This window comes from Salmonella enterica subsp. arizonae, from assembly GCF_008692845.1.
Classification (GTDB): Bacteria; Pseudomonadota; Gammaproteobacteria; order Enterobacterales; family Enterobacteriaceae; genus Salmonella; species Salmonella arizonae.
This window is the reverse complement of the sequence record NZ_VXJW01000038.1, coordinates 1-615: the sequence shown is the minus strand read 5'-3', so window position 1 is coordinate 615 and position 615 is coordinate 1. Positions and strand designations below refer to the sequence as shown.

Here is a 615-nt window from a genome sequence, read left to right as displayed (position 1 = left end):
TTTCACTCCCCTCGCCGGGGTTCTTTTCGCCTTTCCCTCACGGTACTGGTTCACTATCGGTCAGTCAGGAGTATTTAGCCTTGGAGGATGGTCCCCCCATATTCAGACAGGATACCACGTGTCCCGCCCTACTCATCGAGCTCACAGCACATGCGCTTTTGTGTACGGGGCTGTCACCCTGTATCGCGCGCCTTTCCAGACGCTTCCACTAACACACATGCTGATTCAGGCTCTGGGCTCCTCCCCGTTCGCTCGCCGCTACTGGGGGAATCTCGGTTGATTTCTTTTCCTCGGGGTACTTAGATGTTTCAGTTCCCCCGGTTCGCCTCATTAACCTATGGATTCAGTTAATGATAGTGTGACGAGTCACACTGGGTTTCCCCATTCGGACATCGCCGGTTATAACGGTTCATATCACCTTACCGGCGCTTTTCGCAGATTAGCACGTCCTTCATCGCCTCTGACTGCCAGGGCATCCACCGTGTACGCTTGGTCGCTTAACCTCACAACCCGAAGATGTTTCACTTCACGTTGCAAAAATTTGAGAGACCCACGAACAACTTATGTTGTTCTGTGTTTCAATTTTCAGCTTGATCCAGATTTTTAAAGAGCAAA

Annotated in this window: 1 rRNA gene; it reads right to left on the bottom strand. The window is 51.1% G+C overall.

Features of this window, described 5'->3' with window-relative positions:
- Positions 1–503: ribosomal RNA gene (locus F4V61_RS21990) — 23S ribosomal RNA — on the bottom strand; the annotation flags it as partial.
- Positions 504–615 lie beyond the last annotated feature (112 nt).